This window comes from Faecalimicrobium sp. JNUCC 81, from assembly GCF_053667625.1.
In genome coordinates, this window is the sequence record NZ_CM132203.1 from 2,023,716 (window position 1) to 2,045,303 (window position 21,588).

The 21,588-nt window shown below is 25.0% G+C and carries 22 protein-coding genes and 1 pseudogene; 7 read left to right on the forward strand and 16 right to left on the reverse strand.

Annotated features, from left to right (window positions below):
- The 7 genes from JNUCC81_RS09995 to JNUCC81_RS10025 form a co-directional block, all read right to left on the reverse strand.
- Positions 1-324, reverse strand: coding sequence for a PadR family transcriptional regulator (locus JNUCC81_RS09995; protein ID WP_454093330.1), 324 nt, complete (start codon positions 322-324; stop codon positions 1-3).
- A 177-nt stretch (positions 325-501) separates the two neighbouring features.
- Positions 502-1,152, reverse strand: coding sequence for a response regulator transcription factor (locus tag JNUCC81_RS10000; RefSeq protein WP_454093331.1), 651 nt, complete (start codon positions 1,150-1,152; stop codon positions 502-504).
- A complete protein-coding gene (locus JNUCC81_RS10005) occupies positions 1,153-1,803 on the reverse strand; it encodes a hypothetical protein (RefSeq protein WP_454093332.1) in 651 nt (216 codons plus the stop codon).
- Complete coding sequence (locus JNUCC81_RS10010; protein WP_454093333.1) at positions 1,803-3,248, reverse strand: sensor histidine kinase; 1,446 nt, start codon at positions 3,246-3,248, stop codon at positions 1,803-1,805. Before JNUCC81_RS10010 ends, JNUCC81_RS10005 begins: the two co-directional genes overlap by 1 nt.
- 110 nt (positions 3,249-3,358) lie before the next feature.
- Positions 3,359-4,216 carry a polysaccharide deacetylase family protein gene (locus JNUCC81_RS10015; protein WP_454096390.1) on the reverse strand — a complete coding sequence of 286 codons (858 nt, stop codon included), beginning with the start codon at positions 4,214-4,216 and terminating at the stop codon, positions 3,359-3,361.
- Between the two features lie 310 nt (positions 4,217-4,526).
- Positions 4,527-6,320: a glycerophosphoryl diester phosphodiesterase membrane domain-containing protein gene (locus JNUCC81_RS10020; RefSeq protein ID WP_454093334.1), complete on the reverse strand. Its 1,794-nt coding sequence runs from the start codon at positions 6,318-6,320 to the stop codon at positions 4,527-4,529.
- A 52-nt stretch (positions 6,321-6,372) separates the two neighbouring features.
- Complete coding sequence (locus JNUCC81_RS10025) at positions 6,373-7,086, reverse strand: cyclic nucleotide-binding domain-containing protein (RefSeq protein WP_454093335.1); 714 nt, start codon at positions 7,084-7,086, stop codon at positions 6,373-6,375.
- Between the two features lie 132 nt (positions 7,087-7,218).
- Between JNUCC81_RS10025 and JNUCC81_RS10030 the strand changes: the two genes are divergently transcribed.
- Complete coding sequence (locus tag JNUCC81_RS10030; protein ID WP_454093336.1) at positions 7,219-7,641, forward strand: DMT family transporter; 423 nt, start codon at positions 7,219-7,221, stop codon at positions 7,639-7,641.
- Positions 7,642-7,651: 10 nt separating this feature from the next.
- The gene (locus JNUCC81_RS10035) at positions 7,652-8,086 is read left to right on the forward strand and encodes a DMT family transporter (RefSeq protein WP_454093337.1); all 435 of its coding nucleotides are present in this window, start codon (positions 7,652-7,654) and stop codon (positions 8,084-8,086) included.
- Between the two features lie 189 nt (positions 8,087-8,275).
- On the opposite strand, the gene JNUCC81_RS10040 is transcribed toward JNUCC81_RS10035, so the two are convergent.
- Entirely contained in the window at positions 8,276-9,010 is a 735-nt protein-coding gene (locus tag JNUCC81_RS10040) for a class I SAM-dependent methyltransferase (RefSeq protein WP_454093338.1), read from the reverse strand.
- 273 nt (positions 9,011-9,283) lie between these two features.
- Here JNUCC81_RS10040 and JNUCC81_RS10045 point away from each other — a divergent pair, with 273 nt between their 5' ends.
- From JNUCC81_RS10045 to JNUCC81_RS10060, 4 genes are all read left to right on the forward strand, one after another.
- The gene (locus JNUCC81_RS10045; protein ID WP_454093339.1) at positions 9,284-9,949 is read left to right on the forward strand and encodes a response regulator transcription factor; all 666 of its coding nucleotides are present in this window, start codon (positions 9,284-9,286) and stop codon (positions 9,947-9,949) included.
- Between the two features lie 158 nt (positions 9,950-10,107).
- A complete protein-coding gene (locus JNUCC81_RS10050) occupies positions 10,108-10,941 on the forward strand; it encodes an ATP-binding protein (protein ID WP_454093340.1) in 834 nt (277 codons plus the stop codon).
- A 165-nt stretch (positions 10,942-11,106) separates the two neighbouring features.
- Positions 11,107-11,874, forward strand: a complete 768-nt coding sequence (locus tag JNUCC81_RS10055) for an ABC transporter ATP-binding protein (RefSeq protein ID WP_454093341.1) — start codon at positions 11,107-11,109, stop codon at positions 11,872-11,874.
- Positions 11,864-13,954 (forward strand): FtsX-like permease family protein, encoded by a 2,091-nt coding sequence (locus tag JNUCC81_RS10060; RefSeq protein WP_454093342.1) that lies wholly within the window; start codon positions 11,864-11,866, stop codon positions 13,952-13,954. Before JNUCC81_RS10055 ends, JNUCC81_RS10060 begins: the two co-directional genes overlap by 11 nt.
- 29 nt (positions 13,955-13,983) lie before the next feature.
- Here JNUCC81_RS10060 and JNUCC81_RS10065 read toward each other — a convergent pair whose 3' ends face one another.
- From JNUCC81_RS10065 to JNUCC81_RS10090, 6 genes are all read right to left on the reverse strand, one after another.
- Positions 13,984-15,003 (reverse strand): ABC transporter permease, encoded by a 1,020-nt coding sequence (locus JNUCC81_RS10065; protein WP_454093343.1) that lies wholly within the window; start codon positions 15,001-15,003, stop codon positions 13,984-13,986.
- Positions 15,000-15,746 (reverse strand): ABC transporter permease, encoded by a 747-nt coding sequence (locus tag JNUCC81_RS10070; protein WP_454093344.1) that lies wholly within the window; start codon positions 15,744-15,746, stop codon positions 15,000-15,002. Before JNUCC81_RS10070 ends, JNUCC81_RS10065 begins: the two co-directional genes overlap by 4 nt.
- Before the next feature lie 10 nt (positions 15,747-15,756).
- Positions 15,757-16,503 carry an ABC transporter ATP-binding protein gene (locus JNUCC81_RS10075; RefSeq protein WP_454093345.1) on the reverse strand — a complete coding sequence of 249 codons (747 nt, stop codon included), beginning with the start codon at positions 16,501-16,503 and terminating at the stop codon, positions 15,757-15,759.
- Positions 16,504-16,591: 88 nt separating this feature from the next.
- Positions 16,592-17,308, reverse strand: coding sequence for a PadR family transcriptional regulator (locus JNUCC81_RS10080; protein ID WP_454093346.1), 717 nt, complete (start codon positions 17,306-17,308; stop codon positions 16,592-16,594).
- Positions 17,309-17,539: 231 nt separating this feature from the next.
- Positions 17,540-18,343 carry a class I SAM-dependent methyltransferase gene (locus JNUCC81_RS10085; RefSeq protein ID WP_454093347.1) on the reverse strand — a complete coding sequence of 268 codons (804 nt, stop codon included), beginning with the start codon at positions 18,341-18,343 and terminating at the stop codon, positions 17,540-17,542.
- A gap of 67 nt (positions 18,344-18,410) precedes the next feature.
- The gene (locus JNUCC81_RS10090) at positions 18,411-19,262 is read right to left on the reverse strand and encodes a class I SAM-dependent methyltransferase (protein WP_454093348.1); all 852 of its coding nucleotides are present in this window, start codon (positions 19,260-19,262) and stop codon (positions 18,411-18,413) included.
- Positions 19,263-19,800: 538 nt separating this feature from the next.
- On the opposite strand from JNUCC81_RS10090, the gene JNUCC81_RS10095 reads away from it, so the two are divergent.
- Positions 19,801-20,658 carry a patatin-like phospholipase family protein gene (locus tag JNUCC81_RS10095; protein WP_454093349.1) on the forward strand — a complete coding sequence of 286 codons (858 nt, stop codon included), beginning with the start codon at positions 19,801-19,803 and terminating at the stop codon, positions 20,656-20,658.
- A 51-nt stretch (positions 20,659-20,709) separates the two neighbouring features.
- Here the strand turns inward: JNUCC81_RS10095 and JNUCC81_RS10100 are convergent.
- Positions 20,710-20,901: pseudogene (locus JNUCC81_RS10100) on the reverse strand (hypothetical protein); the annotation flags it as partial.
- 222 nt (positions 20,902-21,123) lie between these two features.
- The gene (locus JNUCC81_RS10105; RefSeq protein WP_454093350.1) at positions 21,124-21,573 is read right to left on the reverse strand and encodes a hypothetical protein; all 450 of its coding nucleotides are present in this window, start codon (positions 21,571-21,573) and stop codon (positions 21,124-21,126) included.
- Positions 21,574-21,588: the final 15 nt, after the last annotated feature.

The window sequence follows — 21,588 nt, forward strand, 5'->3', positions numbered from 1 at the left end:
CTATTCCCCCTTCAATATATCTTTACCAGTTTGAAGTAATTCTTCAAGTCTTCTCATTTCTTCTTTTAAAGTTTCAATTCCATCTTTGGTAATAATGTACTCTTTTTTTCTACTTCTAGTTTCTGTAGAAACAGATTTTATCCACTTTTTTTCTACTAATGTATTTAATGCACCATATAAAGTACCTGCACCTAAATTAACTCTATTATTGCTAACTTCTGTTATATACTGCATAATTCCATACCCGTGTCTAGGTTCACACAAGGCTAGAAGTATATAGTAAGTGGCTTCTGTCAAAGCCCCTCGTTGAAAGCTTTCTCCCATTATTATACCTCCTTTATAATATTACGTTAAACATTATATCACTTGACGATATATCGTCTGACGTAATATAAGTATATCGCCAACCGTAATACTTGTCAACTTGTTATTTAATAAAAAATGACCTATAAATAGGTCATTTTAATTCATTATATTAAGTTAAGTCTTAATTTTAAAATATTAATCTTCAAGTCTATATCCTACTTTAAAAACTGTCTTTATATGATCTTTTAAGCATAACTTTTCTCTAATTCTCTGAACATGAATATCTACAGTTCTACTTTCTCCTATATATGCAAATCCCCAAACTCTATCTAGTATCTGCTCTCTAGCTAAAGCTATGTTTCTATTTTGAAGAAATAAAAACAATAAATCATATTCCTTAGCTGTTAAATAAATTTCTTTATTATCTACCTTGACGATTCTCTGATTAGTATATACTTGCAAATGTTTGAATTTAATTACATCCTCATTTTTATTATATCTTCTTAAAGCCACTTCAATTCTTGCTAGAAGCTCCATTGTATCAAAAGGCTTTACTATATAATCATCAGCTCCTAATCTTAAGCCCTTGACTCTATCTAAAACAGATTCCTTCGCTGTTACAAAAATTACTGGAACTTCAGACGTTTTAATTTGCTCAATTAATGAGAATCCATCTATCCCTGGTATCATAACATCCAGTAGTATTAAGTCTACAGATTCACTTTCTAAAAATTTTTTGGCTACCAAACCATCTTCTGCACTAAATACCTCATAGCCGACCATTTCTAAATTAATCGTTATCAAATCTCTAATAGCATCTTCATCTTCTACTACTAATATTTTCATCTATACTCCTCCTGAAATACTTTTATCTTCATATGTCGCAATTGATTTACTTATAGAGTCAATACTAATCTTAAATATATTATTTTCATCATGTTTATTTATAAATTTAAAATTTTTATTTCTCTGTAGCTCCCCGTTTTTATTATAATTACGTTCCATATTATATTGATCTAAATCTATACCTAGCTCATTAGTTAACTTTTTTGTAATCAATAAAACTTCTTTATCATCTAAATCAATTGGATATATATCATTTGATTTATTTTCACGTGGTGTTATATATATTGAAAGTATATTTCCTGATACTGAATCTATTGAACATGTATAAGTTTTTGATAAATCTTTTTTATTCCACCCTATTTGCCATATATAGCTACTTTGTTCTGTAAAATTTTTGTACAAACTTACATATTGATTCATATCAGAAGCAGTTAAATCAATATTTAAACCATATTTAAATGTTTTTACTGCTATATTTATGGCTTGTTGCCTTGACACTAATTTATTATTTTCATTCTGATTTCCATCATAATTAGATAAATCACTTTGACTATACAGCAAATCTTCTTTAAAAGAATATTTTACTTTAGACATAAAAACTAAAATTATAATAAATACAAAAATCATCAATATTAATACTTTTCTTTTCATTAAGATTTATTCTCCTTGCTAAATTTAAGAATAACTTCCGTTCCTAAATCTACTTTACTATTTATATTAAAAATAATGTTATGGACTTTACATATCTCATAGCATATAGATAGACCTAAACCTACTCCATTATTTTTTCTACTTCTAGCTTTGTCTACCATATAAAAAGGTTCTAAAATTTTATCTATATCTTCTTCTGGTATACCTATCCCATTATCTTTTATTTTTAAAATATAAGATTTATCATCTTTAATATATTTTCCAGATACACTAATATTATCATCTTTATTAGATGCTTTTATTGAGTTATCTATAATATTTGTTAGTAATACTATAATTAATTGTTTATCTGCATATATGTACTCATCTTCTATATCAATTTTTAGATCAATATTATTTGTTTCAAATTTATATCTTAATGAACTGTATGTATTTATTATACACTCTTTTATTGAGATTTTTTCTTCATTTATTTTTTCTTCCCTAATTAATATCAATTTAAGTAAAGTTGAATTTAATACTTCCAATCTTTTTGCTTCTGAATTAATATATGTAAGTGATTTTATCTTAGTGCTTTCACTTACTTTTCCCTTTAATAATAATTCTGAGTATCCTATTATTGATGTAATAGGCGTTTTTATTTCATGATTTAAACTATCTATAAATCTTTGTTTTGACTCATTCATATATTTTAACTCTTCAATATTATTTTCAATTACATCTATCATAATGTTAAAATTATTTTCTAAAACTCCTATCTCATCATTATTTTTATTTCCCATAACCCTTTTAGTATAATCTCCATTAGCTATATCTTTAGATGTTTTACTAAGCCTTACTATTGGATCCGTTAATTTCTTTGAAATAATATACATTCCTATAGCTAAAATTATAGATATTACTATATCTAAAGCTAAGAAAAATTTATAATTATTAATTTTTTGTATGTATAAATATTCAATATTTGTTGATAATATAAATTTAAAATCAGTATTCTTTAAATTTATAATAGAACTTACAAATAAATATTTCTTATTGTTAACAGTTCTTATTAGAAATGACCTTTCATTCTTTTTAGCATGAATTATTTCTTTTCTAACTTCATCTATTTTTATATTTGAGTTTGACATAATAAGCTTGTTATCTTTAGAATATATCTCAATATTAGGTTTTACCATATTATAATCTATGGAGTACCCATTTATAATAATTTCTAACCAGTTTTTATTGCTTACTGAATTCTCAATATCAATATCAGAGTCAACTAAATAATCTGTATTTGAATATATAATTGCTTCTATATTTAAATATCTATCTATTGTAGACTTTATTACAGTTTCCAAACTATCACTATGTATTTTTTCTATTAATATTATTCCTGCTCCATTAAATAGTATCAAAAATAACATAACTGAATATGAAAATATCTTCTTCCAAAACTTCATTTTTATCACCATTTATTCTAATAAATTATAGAATACTTTCTTATAATCTAAGATATAATTTATACTTTATTATACCTTAGACTAACGTTATTATGTGATTTAATTAAAAATTATCCAAGAGTTTTAAATTCATATCCATTATCTTTAAAGTACTTTATTATTTCTGGTAAAGCTTTTGCTGTTTCTTCTTTTCCATAAGTATCATGCATTAATAAAACTACCATCTCTTTATTTTTTGATGTCTTTTTTGCATGTTCTACTAACTCTTGTGCATTTTTCTTTTTACCTTCTGCATCTGCATTTAATGCATTCCAGTCAATAGACACTCTATCACTTTCATTTAAATGTACATCCAATTTATCAGTACCTTTCCAAGACATATGTCCACCTGGAAGTCTAAGTACTCTAGTTGAGAAAGTTTCTCCTAGTATACTTTTTAGTATATCGTCATTCTTTTTAAAATCTTCTTTAAAAGATTCTAAATTCACTATTCTGTTAGGATATAACTTTTTATAATCATGACTATATGAATGATTAGCTATAGCATGTCCCTTACTATATTCTTCCTTGATAAGTTTTCTTGACTTTTCCCCTCCATTTTCTACTGTTTTACCTGTAATAAAAAATGTTGCCTTTACATTATTTTCGTCTAATGTTTTTAAAATTTTCGGTGTAACACTATTAGATGCTCCATCATCAAAAGTTAAAAACACTACTTTTTTACCATCATTAGATGAATCCCATTTACTAAGTTTTTCTCCTATTTTTTTTGCATCATAAATGTGTTTTTGTCCTTCTATATTAGTATTTTTATATTTGATTTCTTCTTTTGGCTTTTGTATATTCTTTGATTGTACATTATTTACTTTTATATTTTCTTTTTCGGATTTTTGTAAATTACTTACTCCTAAACTAGATACCAGTACTGCTGATACCCCCACAATTGCAGCCACTTTCTTATAATTCATTCTTCTCACTTAATTCTCCTCCAATGTCATTTTAGTAGTTTTATAGTTGAATATTTCTCTCTCCTACTTACAAAATATATATTAATGGCTGCAAATATTTTTTTTGTAATATAATTGTTTCAAAGTTGTAAAATATGTAATTTTTTATCATTTTTTAAGTTTTTATGTCTTATTCAATCGCATAATATATAATTTAAACACTATAAAATTCAAATCAAATCTATTGAATAATAAAAAAACTACTTAAATATTTATTAAGTAGTTTTTTTATTTAAAATTAATTTATCTAATTTGTAAGATTGATAATTTATTAATCAAATATTTTATTCGCTATTTTGCTAATAAATCCATTTTGCTTCCAATAAATTGTATCCTGAAGAAAGTATGGATTATCAGTAATTATACTATCTACATCCAAATCTATCATTTTTTCCATTATATCCTGATTATTAATAGTCCATGCAAAAACTTTTTTGCCTGCTTTGTGTATATTATCAATAATTTCTTGATTTACAAAAGTTGACTCAATTCCATATATATTAACGTAATCCCAATTATAAAAATTTCCGTATGCAATCGCTGTTAAATAACAAGTCGTAATATTCGAATCTAGTTTTTTTACTTTTTTCAATACATTTTTATCCATAGACGCTATAATACATTGGTTTTCTATTTGATATTTCTTTATTAAATCTATAACTGTTTTCTCTATATCACCTTTTTCATGTCCATGAATTTTTATTTCTATTACTAATTTTATTTTTCCTCTAGTATATTTTATTACATCTTCAAGAGTTGGTATTTTTTCACCCTTATACGAGTAATCAAAATAACTTCCTGCATCATAGTTTTTAACCTCTTTATAATTTACATCCCATACATTTTTATCTATTCCCGTAGTTCTTTTAAAGTTTGAGTCATGAATTATAATAAGTTCTCCATCTTTAGTTTCTTGAACATCAATTTCTGCATATTCCGCTTGACTATTAAAAGCTTCATTAAATGCAACTAAAGTATTTTCAGGAGCAAAAGTTCCCCCAACTCTATGTGATACTGCTGTAGTATTATAAAAAAACTCAGTATTATATAATCTATTACTATTAATAGAAAATGCCCTTGATTCCATGTGTATAAGTAAAACAATAATTATTATTTTTAATATACTTTTGTCTCTTAATTTTTTATTTATTTTTCTACTATATTTATAAAATTCAACTTCACTATATTCATAATAAAAGGATGAAATGAGACCAATACTAATTGTAAATGATACAATTGATGAAATAAATATTGCATAATTTCTAAACATAATTGATCTACTTATAAATATCTGTTTTAAATGACTAGCATCAGTAAAGTACTTTGTCCACAATCCTATAAATATAATTGCTGCATAATAAATAATAAAACTTATTATGGCAATCAATATAAATAATCTTACAGAGTATATAAGTATCTTAATCTTTTTTCCTTTTGTAAGATTATTACTTTTTTTTCTTGCTTCTTTAAAGCTATCTGTTTTTAATGTAATTTCATGAATGCTAAAAATCCATCTAATAACTAAAACATATAAAATCAGCATTGATATTATATATATTATACTTAAAATTTCATTAGATACTATATAATCTAATATATATTCCGGTATTTTTATACTACTTATAAATCCTGAAGTTAAAGTTAAATTAGTTAATGGTATTATTAATAGTACAAAAACTATAAGTAATATATTTTTAGGGTAAAATATTTTTATAGATTTTTGTATTGATATTTTAATTAATTCAAATAATCCTATATTATCAAGTTTAGAGGATTTATCAAAACAAATAACTACAGATGTAAACTCAAAAAACATATAAAAAGCTAGTACTACAATTGATAAAAACATTAGAATTATCGATATAGGATTAGTTAATATTTTTACTATATTATCTGTACTTAAATATATCATACCTGAATTTTTAAGTGAACTATTAACTATGTACCTAATAAATGGCAATACAATTATCAATGCTAATCCTTTATGAAATAATTCAAATAGAATTAATGTAGAAAAATTGTATCTCATTAATAATATAAATTTATTTAAAATTTTCTTATACATAGATGCTCCTTTATATTTTTTGTTTATTATATATTAACCTATTAGCTTATTTTTATAAAAACTTAGCATCTTTATATAAATCTCCTGCTAATTGGGTTAAAAGTTCTTTATTAATAACTCTATATCCAATATCATCTTTTTCTAGTACTCCTTTTTTACACAATCCATTAAAAGTTCTTAATAAGTGTCTATAACTACTTCCTAAAAGTTCAGCTATATTAATCAAATTTTCATCAAAATTTATATATTCTTTAGAATTTGAATGTCTCATTGGAACTGATAACTCATTAATATAACTAGCTAATCTATTTTCAAGTGGATAAAGTAGATTTATAGAGCTATTCATACTTATTACAAAGAGTTTTTCTGCCAAACTCTCACAAGTAAATTTTAAAAATTTACTATCTGTTGTTAATTCTTCTCTAGCTTTTTCCATAGGTACAACTAAAGCGTAGCAATCACTTAATGCTTGTATTGAGCCTGATGCTGCTTGATTTTTTACAATCTCTATATCCCCAATTACTTTAAGAGGTGTATAAAAACTTAAAAGTAATGTTCTTCCATTAGGTAATGTCTTAAATAGCTTAGCTTTTCCTTCTACAAGAAATATAAAATATGGCATATCTTCCCCTTCTCTACATAGATATTCATTTCTTTCAAACTTAAACAACTTTATATTTTCTTTCATATCTTTATCAAAGAATTGGTTCATATTTAGTTCATTGTAATAACTCTCTATAACAAATAAATCTTCTATCTTTTTCACTCTAATTTATCCTTCCAATTTCTATTTTTTCTATTATCTTTTCTATTTTATACATATATGTGACATATGTCATTATTTTTATTAATTATTTATGGTATTTTATTAATTATTATAGGAAAAGAGGGATTGATAATGAATTATATTATTTCAGTTTTTACAGGAGCATTGCTAGCTTTAATGGTTTCTTTAAATGGTACTGTTGGCAAAGCTTCAGGTAATTATGCTTCTAGTGTCATAATACATATTATAGGGCTTGTTGGAATTATAATCGTGCTCATTGCAACAAAATCAAAAATTAAAAATCTTAAGGGTATACCTTTTTATATGTTTACAGGTGGGCTTATAGGCGTTTTAACAGTTATATTTAGTAATATAAGTTTTGCTAAGTTAGGTGTTTCACTAACTATATCCCTTGGATTATTTGGTCAATTAATTACATCTATAATTATAGATCACTTTGGATACTTTAATTTACCAGTAAATAAATTTAATAAAAAGAAAATAATAGGGTTTGTCATCATTATATTAGGTATATTTGTGATGACTATACAATAAGGAGAATATTATGATTTATATAATTATTGCAGTTTTATCAGGAATTACAATTGTCGCTTCTAGGTCTGTTAATTCCGTTTTAGCTGATAAAATAGGCATGTATCAAAGTACATTTTTTAACTATATTTTAGGTCTTATAGGCTCACTTTTACTGCTGTTTATAAGTGGAGAAACTTTTAAACTTTTTAGTGCTCAGTCTTATAGTGCTCCATGGTTTTATTATACTGGAGGACTTGTAGGAGTTATATCTGTTACTTTATCTTCTTATTTAACTTCTAAAGTTACATCTTTTTATTTAACTCTTTTAATATTTATTGGACAACTTTTTACAGGAATTTTAATAGACTATATAGCTAGTGGGTACCTTTCTATTTACCAATTAATTGGAGGTATTTTAGTAATAATTGGACTTGGATATAATCTATTTATAGATAATATAAAATAAAAACCGTATCAATTTTATGATACGGTTTTTATTTTATATACTTATAAGTTATATTTCTTTGGCGGTTCTACAGAAAAATCTGAAATTACTTCTTTAGTGTATTCAAGATAAAGCACCTCAAATTCAGCATTTTCATCACTTTGATATATTAACTTTTAGTTTCTTTTTTATGTATTAATAAAACTTTATTTATTTTTTTCTTGCAGATATTAATAGCATCATTGGACGTCTTAATTCATCTGACATTTCAGGTATTTCTTTTAACATTGATTCTTCTGGTATAGGTTCTACTATCCCTGTAACTTCAAAATCTGACTGTATTAAAGTATTCATATAAGTAGTCATTGTCTTGTGGTACTTTACGACTTCTTCACCTAAGAATATTGATTTACGTATATCTTCAGTAAAATAATTATCTACTGGCCAATGGATTATATTACTATTTTCATCATAATGCCAATCTTGTTTTCCTTGAGCTGTAAATATTGGATGTTCTACTGAAAATACAAAATCTCCACCACTTGTAAGGCAGTTATATACCTTATCACATATATCTTTAAATGATCTTATATAGTGAAATGCTAGTGAACTTATTACAACATCAAATGAATCTTTAGGATAATCTATATCTTCTATTGACATTTTAATATACTCAATAGCTTTATCTGAATTAATTTTTTTAGCTTCTTCTAACATATTTTCTGATAAGTCTATTCCCACTGCTGACTTTGCTCCGTTTTCAATTGCATATTTGCAGTGCCATCCAAAACCACACCCTAAATCTAGGACTCTTTTTCCTAAAAATTTTGGTAGCATTTTTTTAAGTTCATGCCATTCTCCAGCACCAGCAAGTCCATTAATCGATCGATTCATTTGCTTATATTGGTAAAAAAAATTATCATTATCATATTTATTTTCTTTCATCTTAATTTCTCCTTTAAGCATTTTTTAGATATTTATTTTATAAATTTATTGTATCATAGCTTTTTTTATAATTTATGTTAAAGAATATTTCTGTAATGTTTTTAGCATTATGAACTCAATATCATATATTAGTTAGGTTTTATTAAAAATATTGTTTAAAAGCTAAAAGTATTAACTTTTAGCTAATTCTTTAATATCTTTAATCGGTTAAAGCTACCTATATTATGGTAAAATAATAATATATAATAAAGTTTTAATTTACGGAGGATATATATGGAACTAATTTTCATAGTTGAAGATGAAGAAAAACTTAGAAATGAAGTACTTACTCTTCTAGAGAGAAATGGTTATAAATGTTCTACTAGTGATGATTATAAAAATATAATACAAACTGTTCTTAATTTACATCCTGATTTAGTTCTTCTTGATCTTAATTTACCTGTATATGATGGTTTTTACATTTGTAGAGAAATAAGAAAACAATCAGAAATACCTATTATAGTGGTTACAAGTAGTAAAAGTGATCTTGATGAGCTTGATGTTTTAAACTTAGGTGCAGATGATTTTATTAATAAGCCATTTAATTCTAGAATACTTTTAGCACGTATAGCATCTGTACTAAAAAGAACTTCTGGCAAAAGTAAGCCTTTAATAGTTACACATAATGGTGCTGTACTCGATGTATTAAAAAGCAAAGTATCTTATAATAACCAGAGTGTGGAACTTACTAAAAATGAACTTGGAATACTTAAAATACTAATGGATAATAAAGGAAATATAATTCCTAGAAACGAAATTATAAGCAGCTTATGGGATATGGCCGAATTCGTTGAAGATAGCACTCTTACTGTAAATATAAATAGGCTTAGAAAAAAACTTGAAGATATAGGTCTTGATGATTATTTAATAACTAAGAGAGGACAAGGTTATATGGTATGACAATATCCCAGTATTTAAAAGGCAAAGGCTTAAGTATTTTTATAATAATTATTACATTTATAATTGCATTCATTTTTTTAAATCTTATTGGCTTAAACCTCTATTATATTGTTTATATTGAGATGATATTTGGTGTTAATCTAATTACAATAAGCTATTTGGATTTTATAAAAAAGAAAAAATATTTCGATGAACTCTTCCAAAGTTTTGATAATTTAGAAGAAAAATCTTATATTACAGAAGTAATGAATAAACCAAACTTCATAGAAGGCGCACTTCTTCATAAGGCTTTAAATATTGAAGGCAAGTATATAAATGACATGAATATGAGTTATAACAATAGATTTAAAGAATATAGACAGTATATTGAAACTTGGGTTCATGAAGTTAAGACACCTATTTCTACTTCTAAATTATTGATAGAAAATAATAAAAATATAACTACTTTAAGTATAGAAGAAGAAATCAATAAAATAGATGACTATATAGAACAAGTATTATATGTGTCAAAAAGTGATACAGTGGAAAAAGATTACCATATAAAAAAAATCTATTTAAAAGATGTTGTAATGAATATAATAAAGAAAAAGTCAAAAGAAATAATAAATGCAAATATAAGGCCTATTATGCATGATTTAGATTTTTATATTCTATCTGATTCTAAATGGGTAGAATTTATAATATGTCAATTGCTAAGTAACTCTATTAAGTATAAAGATGATAAACCTATAATTGAAATTTATAGCGAAAAAGATTGTAACAAAATAAGCCTATACATAAAAGATAATGGAATTGGTATACCACCTGAAGATTTTTCTAGAGTTTTTGAAAAAGGGTTTACTGGTTCTAACGGTAGAAAAAGATCTAGTTCAACTGGGATTGGCTTATTCCTATGTAAAAAGTTATGCAATAAGCTAGAAGTCGATATTGAAATATTGCCTGATACTATAGAAGGTACAACAATAAAATTAACTTTTTTAGAGGCTAGATAGTAGCCTCTTTTTTATATAAAGAATCATATACTAATAAAATTTTATAACTTCTATATTATTTAAATGGTCATAATATTACAAAAGTGTTATGTCCATGTTATGTAAAACTGTGGATGATATATTTTTATAATGATACTATTATATCAGCAAATGGAGGTACGAATTATGAATAAAATATTAAGAGTAAATAACATAGAAAAATTCTACAGAAACAAAGGAAGCCTTACTAAGGCTGTTGATAATATAAGTTTTGATGTTGAAGATGGTGAATATATAGGAATAATGGGTGCTTCAGGAAGCGGAAAAACCACTTTATTAAACTGTATAGCAACTATAGATAATATAACCGCTGGTAGTATTTATATAGGTAATGATAATATAACTACTATGAATGAAAATGAATTATCTAAGTTTCGTAGAGAAAAACTTGGATTTATATTCCAAGATTTTAATCTATTAGATACACTTAGTGCACGTGATAATATTGCTTTAGCACTGTCTATATCAGGTGTTAATTATAATGAAATTGATTCTAGAATAATTAAAATAGCCTCTAAACTGGGAATTAATGAAATACTTAATAAATACCCATATGAAATGTCTGGTGGACAAAAACAAAGAGTTGCTTGTGCAAGAGCAATAGTTACAAATCCATCACTAATACTTGCAGATGAGCCAACTGGTGCTTTGGATTCTAAATCAGCTAGAATGTTTTTAGAAAACCTTGAAGTTTTAAATGAGGAACTTAACGCTACTATTTTAATGGTAACTCACGATGCATTTACTGCTAGCTACTGCAAAAGAATACTATTTATAAAAGATGGTAAAATATTCAATGAATTAGTCCGCGGAAATGATACTCGTAAAGAATTCTTTGATAAAATAATCAAGGTAATCTCAATTCTTGGAGGTGACAATCAACATGTCTTCTAGGAAAGAAAGAAAAAATAAATGTAAAAAGTATATATCTAATATTTCAAATGAATCATTTAAACAATTAGCTAAAAATAATGTAAAAAAGAGTATGAAGGATTACATGATCTATTTTTTAACCCTTTCATTTGGAGCAACTCTTTTATACACATTTAATTCTATAGATAATAATTTATCTCTTCTTAATGGAAATGGCTTACTTGATCCATATGTATATATGTCAAGAGGTATATTAACTGTATTCTCTGTAATTATATGTATAATATTTGCATTTTTAATAACCTATTCTAATAATTTTCTTATGAAAAAACGTAAAAGAGAATTTGGGATATACACAAGTCTTGGAATGGATAAAAGAGATATAAATAAATTAATGTTTAAAGAAACTACTATTATTGGTTCTCTTTCTTTAGCCCTTGGGTTAATATTTGGTATATTTGTTTCACAAGGACTTAGTATTATTACATTTAAGATGTTAAACCTTGATTCTTCAACATTCAGGTTTTCAATTTCAATAAGTTCACTTATAAAAACTATAATTTTATTTGGATTATCCTTATGTGTAGTCAATAAATTAAATAAAAAAACTATAAAAAAATATAAATTAATCGATTTGATAAATGCAAACAAGAAGAATGAATCTTCTATTTCTAAGAGTAGTTTTTCGGGTATATCAATATTTATTTTATCTATAGTTCTTATGATTGGATCATATTTTGTATTATTTCAAGATAGAATTAATGTATTTATGATTTGTATATCCATATCTTTAATTGTATTAGCTACTTACTTATTCTTCATTTCTGTATCTGACTTTGTTGTTAAGCAAATAAAAAAGCGTAAAAAAATATACTATAACAACTTAAATATGTTTGGAATTAGTCAAATGAGTAGCCGTATTAAAACAATGAGTTTTTCAGTTACTATAATTTGTTTAATAATTTTTTCAGCTTTAATTATTATTCCTTTTGGTATGGATACTGCAAACTATCTTTACAAAGATTTAGGTAAAGATTCCCCTTATTCTGCAACTATACGTAGATATAGCAATGATGACTATGATAATCCTAAACTTAGCAATGATAAATCATTGGCTAATAAAAAATATACTTCACTTAAAGATGATTTAATCAAGAGTAATTTCCCATTTGATAAGTTAGTAAAAAGCTATAGTGAGGTTAAAGTATATAAATTAAAAAATATAACATTTGCTAAACTACTACCTAAAAGATCTAGTGATAATTATCCAATATCAATAGTCAGCATAAGCGATTATAATAATGCTAGAAAACAGCAAGGATTAAATCCTATACCTTTAGAAAAAAATGGATTTGTAATAAATAGCTCTTCTAGTGGATTTAAAAATTCATTTGAAGATTTAATTAAAAATAATAAAAATTTAAGTTTAAATATTAATGGATATAACCTTAATCTATCTCAAGATAAATTATATAGTATAAATTACTATGACAAGTCTGTAATGCTCGATTCTGGTACTATAATAGTTCAAGATGAGGTGTTAGATAACCTATATCCTACAACTACTTATCTAAATTGTAACTATATTGAACTAAACAATGACTATGATAGAAAATTCTTGGATGCATACTATAATTTCCATGATACCTATAATGATTATGATTTATCGTTCAATTCAAAGTTAGTTATAGATGGAGAAAAAATTGCACTTAATACTTCATTCTCATTTATAGCAATATATCTTGGTGTAGTATTGTTAATATCTGCTGGGGCTATACTTGCTCTTCAACAGATTTCAGAATCTACTATTAATAAAGAGAGATTTGATATATTAAGAAGACTTGGAGTTAACGAAAGTGATTTAAAAAAGGCTATCTTTATGCAAGCTTTTATTTTTTTCATGATTCCACTAGGTCTAGCTATACTTCACTCTCTATTCTTTTCTAAATTTCTATATAGTTTAATTATTGAATTATCAAGTGTTGGAATAACTAAAAATATATTTATAACTTTAGTAATAGTAGCTATAGTTTATGGTTCTTATTTCTTTGCAAGTTATTATGAAAGCTTAGATATTATAAATAATAAAGAAAATATATAAAATAAAAGGATACTTAATTAAGTATCCTTTTATTTTATATATTTTCTTTTTCCAATATTAATTGATACTGATATTATACCTACTGATAATAAAGTAATGCATGATATTATAATTAGATTATTTTCATAATATATTCCTTTTTCTATTGAAGATGTAAGTTCTATAATCCATTTTGTTATTGATAAATTACTTATAAATTTCAAAGCTTCTGTCATTTTATCTATTGGCAAAAATGCTCCTCCAAATAAAGACATTATAAGAGCTATTGAAGATGCTAATAAACTAGCTTGTAATTCACTCTTTGATAAAACAGTAATTAAAGTTGCTATGCTTGATGTAACAATTGATATTACTATACCTATTATAATAAACTCTCCTGTACCAATTCCAATATTTAATTTTAACAAATATAATAATAATGTTGATATTAAAACTTGCATAATAGTATTTAGTAGATTATATATATAGTTACCTAGTATATAACTAGATAATTTATTAGGTGATGTAGAGTATCTATTTAATATGCCATCTTCTTTATCTTTTATTAAAATAGTAGCTGTTGTAATACAAGTTATCATTAAGGTAAGAAATATAAATCCACTACCCCTTTGAGCTTCACTTAAATTACCTTTTTCTAGTATATTAAGTAAATCCTTAATTTTATTTGTGTTTCCAATATTGATAACTTCATCTACAACTTTTTCTATACTTACTTTCATATTTTTGTCTAAACAATAAACCTCAAATTTATTATTTTCTTTAAATTCAACAACGCCTAAATATTTTGCTAAAATCATATCAGTGTTAATAGTTTTCTTATTAGCTGTACTAACTTTTATTCTATCTATATCTTTAATACTCTCTTCAAAGTAATTGCTTTTATTTGAATTTTCTATAATTCCTATATTAATAGATGGCTTCATTAAGCTATTTACACCTATAGCTAAAACTATTGATATTAAAGGTAATAAAATCATTAGTATTAATTTTTTCTTGTTTTTTAAACTTCTTAAAAATTCATTTTTCGCAACTAATAGCGATATCATCATATAAACGCCTCCTTTTTAAATGCTTTAATTGATGCTATTGTAAATATAATTCCTAATATAGCTGTTATTACTACAGAGATTATATATATACTCATGGTATTATCATTTAACATCATAAAAATCCCTCTATTTACCCATGTTAAAGGTGATATATAGCTTATAGATTCAAATATTTTTCCTAGTGAACCGATTGGAAAAAAACTTCCCCCTAAAACTGCCATAATTAAAATTGGAGTACTTACTATATTTTTAATAGTCATAAAATCTTTACTACATAATCCTATAAAAGTTCCTAATGCAGATGACATATACCCTAAACTTATAACTAAAACATATATTTCTAAAAATCTACCTCTAAAATCAACCTTAAACACTAAACTACAAATAATAAGTAAAATGAAGTTGTATATTGATATAGATATTGTAGATGGAACTATTTTTGAAAACACTATAGATGTTTTACTAATAGGAGCTATAATAAACCTTTCTCCACATTTATATAAACTTTCTTCTCTTGCAATATATATAAGAGTTATCGATGATAAAAATGTGCAAAATGGAATAGTTACCATAGAGTAATAGTAATATGAAGTTATACCTTCTTCTCCTGAGTAATAATTGGTTGCCATATATCCTAATATTACAATTAACATTAATGGAAAGATTACTCCATATCCTATTAAAAATGAATCTTTTATTCTTCTTTTCATACCTAAGTTAAATAATACTTTAAACTCGTTCATGACCTGCCCCCTAATCTCTTAGTTCTTTACCTGTAAGATATAAAAATATTTCTTCTAAATTATTTAAACCTTTTTCTTTGTACTTAGCTTTTATTTCTTCTTTATCTCCACTTTCAATAATACTTCCATTATCAATTACAATAATTCTTGAACATATAGATTCAACTTCTTCCATGTAGTGTGAAGTATATATTACTGTTGTTCCTTCTTCTTTTAAACTTTTAGTTACTTCTAAAATATTATTTCTTGATTGTGGATCAATACCTACTGTTGGTTCATCCATTATCAGTATCTTAGGTTTATGAGCTATTGAACAAGCTATATTAAGTCTTCTTTTCATACCACCTGAAAAAGAATCTGGATAATCATTTTTTCTATCATATAGCCCTACCAATTCTAGTATTTCTTTTACTCTAACCTTTAATATTTCTCCCTTTAATCCATATAAGGATCCAAAGAATTTAATATTTTCATATGCAGTTAGATCATTAAATAAAGCTATATCTTGAGGTACAAATCCTAATGACTTTTTAAAATTATTATCATCTTCACTTACTTCTCTTCCTTCAAACAATACATGACCTGAATCTTTATCTAGTATAGTTGTTATCATACTTATTGTTGTACTTTTACCTGCTCCATTTGGACCTAAAAATCCTAAGATTTCCCCCTCTCTTAATTTAAAACTAAGTCCATTAACTACTTGCTTTTCTCCAAATTTCTTTTTAAGTGATTTAATTTCTAAAATTGTATTCATCTTTTATCCTCCATTTTATATAAAATATTTTATATACAATATTGTATATAGCTTTTAAAATAAAATTACAGTAATACTTACTGTAATTTTATTTATGTTGGCTCATTAAATTCATAAGTTCTTCTAAAGCTTCTTTTGACCTTTCTGGATTATTTAATATAATATCTCTAAGTTCTTCTATTCTTTCTTGGTTTAATTTTTTATCTATATTGTTTTGTTCTTCAACCTCACCAAAATCAATATTCTTAATCATAAGTTCTTGGCTTTGACTATATTTTATATATTCATCATACTCATTAATTACTGCCTTATGCCATCTTATAGAGTCTTTGATACCACTTACTGTCATTTCAAAAGATATTCTTTCAACATCTAAAGTTGAATTATTTATTTTTATATTTTCCCAATATTCCCAGTATTCTAGAGTTTCTTCAAGATTTTTGATATGCTTATTTATAATCTTAATGGCAGCTTCTTTATCTAATCTATTAAAGGTTATAGGTATAATAAATTTATCTGTTCCAATTGGCATAAGGGGTTTATCTAATTCTTGCTTTATCGTGTTTTTAAGTTCAAGTTTTCCTTTTTCAGTTATTTTATATATTTTTCTCACTTTAGAACCATGTGTTTCTTCTTTATATAATTCAACTTCACCGTTTTTTTCCATCTTACTTAATGCATAGTATATAGACCCTGATTTCACCTTCGCCCATACATCAAGTCCTGTTGCTTGGATAAATTTTTGGATTTCATATCCATGAGTTGATTTTATATTTAGGTAATATAAAATAATTAATTTTACCATGATTATCTCCTTGTTATTAAACTCATTTTTCTCTTGTTAAGATTATTATATATACAATATTGTATATAGTCAATAAGTTTTTATACAACGTTGTATATATTTAAACAAAGTAATTTTTACTTTCTAAGTTTACATATAGTTTTACGAGCTTTTGAAAACTTTATATAGAGTAAATTAATTAATTTTAAAAAGTTAAAAATAAAGACTAACATTATGCTAGTCTTTAAAAATCTATTTATTAACTATAAAATGAGTATGCTCTGTAGAATCTCTATACTCTTTCATCTCACAAGTCTTTTTACATAACTCTATTAAGTTTTTATAGCAATTTGATTCCTCATTTCCCATCCTTCTCACTTCATGATGAATACCAGATGCAAAACTTTCCGCTCCAAAATATGTTACTATATTTAAACCCGAGTCTTTAATTTCATTAATAGCTCCTGATGGATTTGCTATATACACTTCTGTAAATGCTTCTTCTTTGCTCCAAGGTTTATTTAACATTAGTTTTTCTATATTTTTAATATTAGCATATTCAAAACTACATTCATGTAATGATGATTTAATAATGCCAAGACCATTTAGATAAGCAATTAAAGCCATTCCATCTTCCTTTAATATTCTTTTTATATTTTTTAATATATTTTTTCTTAATTTATTATCCTGAACATGATACATCGGTCCCATAACCAATACTACGTCAAATGAATTATCTTCAAATATATATAAATCACTACAATCTCCACATATATAGTCATTAGCTTTCATCTTTTCTTGTTCAATCTTTTCTCTTGCTACCTTTAATTCTTCTTGAGAAACATCATATAAAGTTACTTCATAACCCTTTTTTAATAATTCTATTGAATACCTTCCTGGTCCACATCCCATATCTAGTACCTTGCCTGATTTTTTAAAGTATTTATCTATCATGTATAAAGTTGTTTGAAACTCAATATAACTGTATAAATCTGATAATCTACTCCATTCTACTAATGCATTTTTATTATAATGATCTTTAACAATTTCAATCATTAGCATTCCCCCTAATGTATATATTTTTTATAATTGTATACGTGATTAACTTGTAAGTCTATATTTTTTATAATTTATTTTTATTCACATCCCAAACTAAAATACCAAGGTTCTTTTCACTATTTTCAATAAACATATTATTTTTTAAGTTATCTGTAACAAAACATTCTAACTTATCCATAACTTTTTCATCTATATCAATATATTTTTTATATCTTTTTATTAATTTACTTATCGCTTTTTCTTTATCCATTTTATATATCCAATTACAAGGAGTATAAAATACAATTGGTCTATAATTATTAAAATATAATATATTAAAAGGATATATTATATTACTTATATCATTTTTATCTATATTTTTACCTAAAATTTCATAATCACATTTATCTAATATATTATTATTTTTCATTCCATCTGTACCTATATAGCAGCAATATCCTTTAGACGATCCATTCATTTTAAATAATGCATCTGAACTATAACATCCAGGATTTAAACTACAAAGTATAAAATCATATTTTTTATACATATTATTATCTTTCAAATCTAAACTGTTCCAATCATCTTTAATTATATTTATATTGTTTATACCTTGAAATTTTATCTTTTCTTTTAATACTTCAAGCATCCCATCTGAATAATCTAGCGCATCTACATTTTTACAAACACCACTTAAGGCTATAGAATATGCTCCAGTACCACAACCTAAATCCAAAACTGTACTATCTTCATTTATATATCCACTATTTTCAAGAGTTTCTATTACTTCATCTATTCTTTCACTTCCTACTGATTCATCATAGTCTTTTGATGAGTTATTCCATATATTTATATTTTCTTTTGTAGTATTTTTGTTTAGTGTATAGTTTTTTCCTACTTCATTCCATTTCTTTTCCCAATAATTTAACTCATTCATATATTCCCCTCCTATAATTATGTAAATATAAATTTTTATACAAAAAAGGTCAGATGACTAAGTCTTCTGACCTTTTATAAATATCTTCTGATATTACAATTTTCTATTACAATATAATTGTAATATATCATATAGTATCTTTCAATATTAATAAAAAAGTCCGTATCACTAATGTGATACAGACTTTTTAGACACGTCAAAATTTATTTTTTAAATCAATTCAAAATCATTTTAATTATTATAGCTCTCTCCTACTACCAATGTTGCTCATACCATATGATTACTCCTCCTTACAACTTAGTTTACTGTGTATAGTGATATTTTTAACTATTAAAATTTCATACATATATAGCCTATTAATAAACTTACAAATAAATGATTATAAATTAAATATTTAATCTTATCTATAAGATTTTATAATTTTTTTAATAAAATAAATTTTATGGATTAATCCTAAATTTAATTAAGTGTAACCTATTTATCGCTTTAGTTGTGGTAAAATATTTATGATATAAATTTTAAATAAGAAGGGTTTAATATGGAAAAAGTAGGATTAATTTTAGAGGGTGGCGGTATGAGGGGTATATATACTGCTGGAGTATTAGATTTTTTTATCGAAAAAAATATAGAAGTAGATACTGTAATTGGAGTTTCTGCGGGGAGTTGCCATGCTGCATCTTATTTATCTAAACAATTTAAACGAGCATTTAATGTAACTGTTGATTATTTAGATGATAAGAACTATTTAAGCTTACGTAATTTTATAAAAACAGGCTCTATATTTGGTATGGATTTTATGTTTAATAAAATTCCAAATGAATTAAACATTTTTGATTATGATGCTTTTAGTAAGTCTAAATCGAAGTTTATTGCAGTAACCACCAATTGTGAAACTGGGGAGCCTGAGTACTTTGAGTTAAAGGATTTGAATAAGGATATTATTTATTTACAGGCTTCTTGTTCTATTCCAATGTTTGCAAATATCGTAGAAGTTGATAATTACAAGTTGGTAGATGGTGGTGTTTCCGATTCTATTCCAATAGAGTATTCTATAAATAATTGTTGCAAGAGAAATATCGTTGTATTAACAAGGGATGAAAATTACATAAAGGGTAAGGTTAAGTTTTCTAATATTATAAAAAGAAAGTATAGAAAGTATCCTAAGCTTATAGATGCTATTGAAAGTAGACACCTTAATTATAATAAAAGCTTAGATTTAGTAAAGGAATTGTCTGAAGATGGTAATGCTCTTGTAATTAGACCTAAGAAACCTGTTAAGGTTAGTCAGGTTGAAAAGGATAAAACTAAGCTCATTACTTTATATAATGATGGTTATAACGATGCAAAAGAAGCTTATGAAGATATATTAAATTTTATTAAAAAGATCACTTACTAAAATATAAAAGGATTACTAATGTTAAGTTTCCACTTAATATTACTAATCCTTTTATATTTTATTTATTTTTCTTTTTTTCCATTTACTCCATGCACTGCTCCAATCAATTTCATCAACTATCATTTCTATACTTGTAAGATCCCCTCCAATATGACTTCCACTGATAAGATACTCCGCACTTACATTATAAAGTTGACTTAGTAATTTTACCTTAACTAATTCAGGAACAGTTTGGTAAGTTTCCCATTTGCTTACAGTTTGTCTGGATACACTTAGTTTTTCAGCAACATCTTCTTGAGATAAAAAATATCAGCTTTTATAAAATATCCAAATACAATAAAAAATATAAATAATATAATTTATAAAACTAATCAAACAGAAAAGTACAAAAGAACTTCTCATATAGTTGGTAATTGGTAAAAAATAACTAAAAAAATGTGGTGGTTTTAGAACCACCACATTTTTTTAGTTATTTAATAAATTAAAATATATACCTACAGTTTTACTTAAGTCATATTCATCAACCTGGTTTCCATCTTCTTTATAAGGGTGCATGTACCTTACTTCAATTTCATAGTCTTCATACTCATATATTTTTTGAGTTACTCCAACTTCTTTTTCAAACTTGTTGCTAATTTCCTTGACATTTTCAGGAATAACCTTTTTAGCATAATCAATAGACTCATCCATAGATAACTCTTTAGGATTTGATTCACTACTATAAGAGCTTTCCTTAAACTTGTCTTTTAATTCTTGAATATTTTTATTTTCTTTTTCTGCATTTTTATCATTAGATTTTTCAACCTTAGTTGTTGAATTCCCATTTTCTAAATTTTTAGCTTTATCTTTTTCACTAGTACATCCAGTCATTCCTAATACTAATACAGCTATTAATATATAATTTTTTAACCCCAATGTTTTATCCCTACC

Excerpts from the sequence above, each read along its gene's own strand:
- JNUCC81_RS10055 (WP_454093341.1), top strand. The coding sequence starts at position 11,107 with ATGAATAAAATATTAAGAGTAAATAACATAGAAAAATTCTACAGAAAC.
- JNUCC81_RS09995 (WP_454093330.1), bottom strand. The coding sequence starts at position 324 with ATGGGAGAAAGCTTTCAACGAGGGGCTTTGACAGAAGCCACTTACTAT.
- JNUCC81_RS10005 (WP_454093332.1), bottom strand. The coding sequence starts at position 1,803 with ATGAAAAGAAAAGTATTAATATTGATGATTTTTGTATTTATTATAATT.
- JNUCC81_RS10030 (WP_454093336.1), top strand. The coding sequence starts at position 7,219 with ATGAATTATATTATTTCAGTTTTTACAGGAGCATTGCTAGCTTTAATG.
- JNUCC81_RS10085 (WP_454093347.1), bottom strand. The coding sequence starts at position 18,343 with ATGATTGAAATTGTTAAAGATCATTATAATAAAAATGCATTAGTAGAA.
- JNUCC81_RS10010 (WP_454093333.1), bottom strand. The coding sequence starts at position 3,248 with ATGAAGTTTTGGAAGAAGATATTTTCATATTCAGTTATGTTATTTTTG.
- JNUCC81_RS10075 (WP_454093345.1), bottom strand. The coding sequence starts at position 16,503 with ATGAATACAATTTTAGAAATTAAATCACTTAAAAAGAAATTTGGAGAA.
- JNUCC81_RS10060 (WP_454093342.1), top strand. The coding sequence starts at position 11,864 with ATGTCTTCTAGGAAAGAAAGAAAAAATAAATGTAAAAAGTATATATCT.
- JNUCC81_RS10045 (WP_454093339.1), top strand. The coding sequence starts at position 9,284 with ATGGAACTAATTTTCATAGTTGAAGATGAAGAAAAACTTAGAAATGAA.
- JNUCC81_RS10065 (WP_454093343.1), bottom strand. The coding sequence starts at position 15,003 with ATGATGATATCGCTATTAGTTGCGAAAAATGAATTTTTAAGAAGTTTA.
- JNUCC81_RS10020 (WP_454093334.1), bottom strand. The coding sequence starts at position 6,320 with ATGTATAAGAAAATTTTAAATAAATTTATATTATTAATGAGATACAAT.
- JNUCC81_RS10000 (WP_454093331.1), bottom strand. The coding sequence starts at position 1,152 with ATGAAAATATTAGTAGTAGAAGATGAAGATGCTATTAGAGATTTGATA.
- JNUCC81_RS10070 (WP_454093344.1), bottom strand. The coding sequence starts at position 15,746 with ATGAACGAGTTTAAAGTATTATTTAACTTAGGTATGAAAAGAAGAATA.
- JNUCC81_RS10080 (WP_454093346.1), bottom strand. The coding sequence starts at position 17,308 with ATGGTAAAATTAATTATTTTATATTACCTAAATATAAAATCAACTCAT.
- JNUCC81_RS10095 (WP_454093349.1), top strand. The coding sequence starts at position 19,801 with ATGGAAAAAGTAGGATTAATTTTAGAGGGTGGCGGTATGAGGGGTATA.
- JNUCC81_RS10035 (WP_454093337.1), top strand. The coding sequence starts at position 7,652 with ATGATTTATATAATTATTGCAGTTTTATCAGGAATTACAATTGTCGCT.
- JNUCC81_RS10040 (WP_454093338.1), bottom strand. The coding sequence starts at position 9,010 with ATGAAAGAAAATAAATATGATAATGATAATTTTTTTTACCAATATAAG.
- JNUCC81_RS10090 (WP_454093348.1), bottom strand. The coding sequence starts at position 19,262 with ATGAATGAGTTAAATTATTGGGAAAAGAAATGGAATGAAGTAGGAAAA.
- JNUCC81_RS10015 (WP_454096390.1), bottom strand. The coding sequence starts at position 4,216 with ATGAATTATAAGAAAGTGGCTGCAATTGTGGGGGTATCAGCAGTACTG.